The sequence below is a fragment of the Streptomyces sp. SID5910 genome (assembly GCF_009862125.1).
In the GTDB taxonomy this organism is placed as follows: Bacteria; Actinomycetota; Actinomycetes; order Streptomycetales; family Streptomycetaceae; genus Streptomyces.
Window position 1 is genome coordinate 1 of record NZ_WWHX01000537.1, and the last position, 3,415, is coordinate 3,415.

Here is a 3,415-nt window from a genome sequence, read left to right on the forward strand (position 1 = left end):
CGCGCGCGTCCCCCACCCGCCCGTCGACGGCCGCGGCCAGCGTGGCCGACGTGTTCACGATCAGCAGGTCCCCGGCCCGCAGCAGCCCCGGCAGCTCCGCGAAGGCGTGGTGCGACACCTCCGTGCCCCGCGACACCAGCAGCCGCACGTCGTCCCGGTCCCGCCCGGGACCCCGCTGCTCGGCCGGCAGCCGCGCCGACAGCTCCTCGGGAACGTTCCCCCACGCTCGAACGGGCTCGCGCGGGGGGACCCCCATGGCCAGCGTCACCGCCGTCCCTCCAACAGCGCGGGGGCCGCGTAGCGCCCGCTGGCCGGCCGCTCGTCCAGCAGCCGCAGCAGCGCCGGGACGACATCCGCCGGATCGGGCCGCGGACCGTCGTCGTCCGGTACGGCCGCCGCGTACAGGTCCGTCGCCATGTCCCCGGGATCGACCGCCCACACCCGCAGCCCCGGCTCCTCGGCGGCCAGCACCGCCGCCAGCTGGTCCAGGGCCGCCTTGGACGCCCCGTAACCGCCCCACGTCTCGTACGCCTCGGCGGCGGCGTCCGAGCTGACCGTGACCACCGCGCCCGCAGCGGCCGACCGCAGCAGCGGCAGCGCCTCCTGCACCAGCCCCAGCGCCGCCACCGCGTTCACCTCCAGCGCCCGGCGCAGCCCGTCCAGCGGCAGCTCCTCCAGCCGCACCAGCGGCTCCGCGCCCAGCGCGCTCGCGTTGCTGACCAGCAGGTCCACCCCGCCCAGCCGCCACGCCGCCGCCACCAGCTCCGCCCGGTGCCCGGCGTCCGTCACATCCCCGGGCAGCGCCGCCACCCGCGTGCCGTACGCCGCCAGCGCCGCCACCGTGTCCTCCAGCACCTGAGGCGTCCTGGCGTCGAGCACCAGATTCCAGCCCCGCTCCGCCAGGGCCTCGGCGAGCGCCCGGCCCAGTCCCTTCGACGCCCCCGTGATGATCGCTACCGGCATGATCCGTCTCCTCGTCGTCGGCGCCGCCTGATCGGCATGGCCTCAACCTAGGAACCGGGCCGCCCCGCCCGCCTCGGGCACGGGCCGCAACCGCTCGGGGCCCTTCGCCCTAGGGCCGGGGACGGAACCCGGGCCCTACACCCCGCGCCCTAGGTCCAGCGCCCCAGACGGCGGCCGCCACCGGTCCGATCCGCACTGGCAGGGCCCGCCGGTACCGTGAGGACATGAGTCACGGCCCCCGGTCCGGCCTCGCCGCGGTGAGCTCCGCGCTGCTGGCCATGAGCAGACACCTGGAGGTGCGCGACGTCCTCAAGACGATCGTCGCCTCGGCCCGCGAGCTGCTCGACGCCCAGTACGCGGCCCTCGGCGTCCCCGACGACCACGGCGGCTTCGCCCAGTTCGTGGTCGACGGCGTCAGCGACGAGCAGTGGAAGGCCATCGGCCCCCTGCCGCGCCAGCACGGCATCCTCGCCGCGATGCTGCACGAGGCCCGGCCCGAGCGCCTCGCCGACGTCCGCAAGGACCCCCGCTTCGAGGGCTGGCCCGCGGCCCACCCCGACCTGGCCGACTTCCTGGGCCTGCCGATCCGCGACGGCGACGAGATCATCGGCGCGCTCTTCCTGGCCAACAAGAACTGTCAGAAGCCGGACGGCGGCTGCGGCTTCACCGAGGACGACGAGGAACTGCTCGGCATCCTCGCCCAGCACGCCGCGATCGCCCTCACCAACGCCCGCCTGTACGAGCGCAGCCGCGAGCTGACCATCGCCGAGGAACGCTCCCGCCTCGCCCACGAGCTGCACGACGCCGTCAGCCAGAAACTGTTCTCGCTGCGCCTGACCGCCCAGGCCGCCGCCACCCTGGTCGACCGCGACCCCGCACGCGCCAAGGGCGAACTCCAGCAGGTCGCCGCGCTCGCCGCCGAGGCCGCCGACGAGCTGCGCGCCGCCGTCGTGGAGCTGCGCCCCGCCGCCCTGGACGAGGACGGACTCGTCGCCACCCTCCGCACCCAGGTCCAGGTCCTCGACCGCGCCCACACCGCGCGCGTGGCCTTCACCGCCCACGGAGTGAAGGCCCTGCCCGCCGCCCAGGAGGAGGCCGTGCTGCGCGTCACCCAGGAGGCGCTGCACAACGCACTGCGCCACTCCGGGGCCGGCCACGTCGACGTGACGCTGGCCCGGCGCGGCCCCGGAGCCGTGCTGCGGGTCACCGACGACGGCAGCGGCTTCGACCCGCGCACGGTGCGCCGCGCGGGACGCCATCTGGGCCTGGTCTCGATGCGGGACCGGGCGAACGGCGCCGGCGGCACGCTCACCGTGGAGTCGGCGCCCGGCAAGGGCACCACGATCGAGATGGAGGTTCCCGGTGGCTGATGCGATCAAGGTGCTGCTCGTCGACGACCACCAGGTGGTCCGCCGGGGGCTGCGCACCTTCCTGGAGGTGCAGGACGACATCGAGGTCGTCGGCGAGGCCGCCGACGGCGCCGAGGGCGTCGAACGCGCCGAGCAGCTGACACCCGACGTGATCCTCATGGACGTCAAGATGCCGGGCATGGACGGCGTGGACGCGCTGCGCCGGCTCCGCGAGCTGGACAACCCCGCGCGCGTACTGATCGTCACCAGCTTCACCGAGCAGCGCACGGTCGTCCCGGCCCTGCGGGCGGGCGCCGCGGGCTACGTGTACAAGGACGTCGACCCGGACGCGCTGGCCGGCGCCATCCGCTCGGTGCACGCCGGGCACATCCTGCTCCAGCCCGAGATCGCGGGCGTCCTGCTCTCCCAGGAGGAGAGCGGCACCGGCCAGGGCAGAGGGGGGTCGCTCACGGAGCGGGAGCGCGAGGTGCTGGGCTTCATAGCGGACGGCCGGTCCAACCGGGAGATCGCCCGGGCGCTGGTCCTCTCCGAGAAGACCGTGAAGACCCACGTCTCGAACATCCTGATGAAACTCGACCTCGCGGACCGCACCCAGGCCGCGCTGTGGGCCGTACGCCACGGTGTGACCGGCTGACGTCCGGTCTGAGATTCATACCGTCGGGGGAATGTCCCCCACATGGCGCATCCTTCCTCGCACCCGGCCGTTCTCCAGTGCGTGCCGCGGCGAGTGCCGCGGCAATCACCAGGGAGGGTTTGGCAAGTGAAGAACCTGAAGAAGGCAGCGGCCGTGACGATGGTGGCCGGCGGACTGATCGCCGCCGGTGCGGGCATGGCGTCCGCCACCGAAGGCTCCCACGCCCACGGCGAGGCCGTCGGCTCCCCGGGCGTCATCTCGGGCAACGTCATCCAGGCCCCGGTCCACATCCCGGTCAACGCCGTCGGCAACACCGTCAACGTGATCGGCCTCCTCAACCCGACCTCCGGCAACCTGGGCCTCAACCACTGACCCCCAGGGGCCTCCCGCCCCACCGGGAGGCCCCAGCCCGCTCAGCCTGCGGGCAGCCGCCCGGCCCGCCCAGCCC

At 74.5% G+C, this 3,415-nt stretch carries 5 protein-coding genes; 3 read left to right on the forward strand and 2 right to left on the reverse strand.

Annotated elements, in window-relative coordinates:
- Positions 1 to 256, reverse strand: a 256-nt coding sequence (locus tag GTW67_RS18825; protein WP_161165988.1) for an S-adenosylmethionine:tRNA ribosyltransferase-isomerase, incomplete at its 3' end; no start/stop codon positions are given.
- An 8-nt stretch (positions 257 to 264) separates the two neighbouring features.
- The gene (locus GTW67_RS18830) at positions 265 to 963 is read right to left on the reverse strand and encodes an SDR family NAD(P)-dependent oxidoreductase (RefSeq protein ID WP_161165984.1); all 699 of its coding nucleotides are present in this window, start codon (positions 961 to 963) and stop codon (positions 265 to 267) included.
- A 224-nt stretch (positions 964 to 1,187) separates the two neighbouring features.
- On the opposite strand from GTW67_RS18830, the gene GTW67_RS18835 reads away from it, so the two are divergent.
- From GTW67_RS18835 to GTW67_RS37765, 3 genes are all read left to right on the forward strand, one after another.
- A complete protein-coding gene (locus tag GTW67_RS18835) occupies positions 1,188 to 2,333 on the forward strand; it encodes a GAF domain-containing sensor histidine kinase (RefSeq protein WP_161165985.1) in 1,146 nt (381 codons plus the stop codon).
- Entirely contained in the window at positions 2,326 to 2,967 is a 642-nt protein-coding gene (locus GTW67_RS18840) for a response regulator (protein WP_161165986.1), read from the forward strand. The genes GTW67_RS18835 and GTW67_RS18840 overlap by 8 nt, the downstream gene beginning before the upstream one ends.
- A gap of 126 nt (positions 2,968 to 3,093) precedes the next feature.
- Entirely contained in the window at positions 3,094 to 3,339 is a 246-nt protein-coding gene (locus GTW67_RS37765; RefSeq protein ID WP_161165987.1) for a chaplin family protein, read from the forward strand.
- The last annotated feature ends 76 nt before the right edge of the window (positions 3,340 to 3,415 follow it).

Bases quoted from the DNA above. Each gene is read 5' to 3' on its own strand.
- GTW67_RS18830 (WP_161165984.1), bottom strand. From the start codon at position 963: ATGCCGGTAGCGATCATCACGGGGGCGTCGAAGGGACTGGGCCGGGCG.
- GTW67_RS18835 (WP_161165985.1), top strand. From the start codon at position 1,188: ATGAGTCACGGCCCCCGGTCCGGCCTCGCCGCGGTGAGCTCCGCGCTG.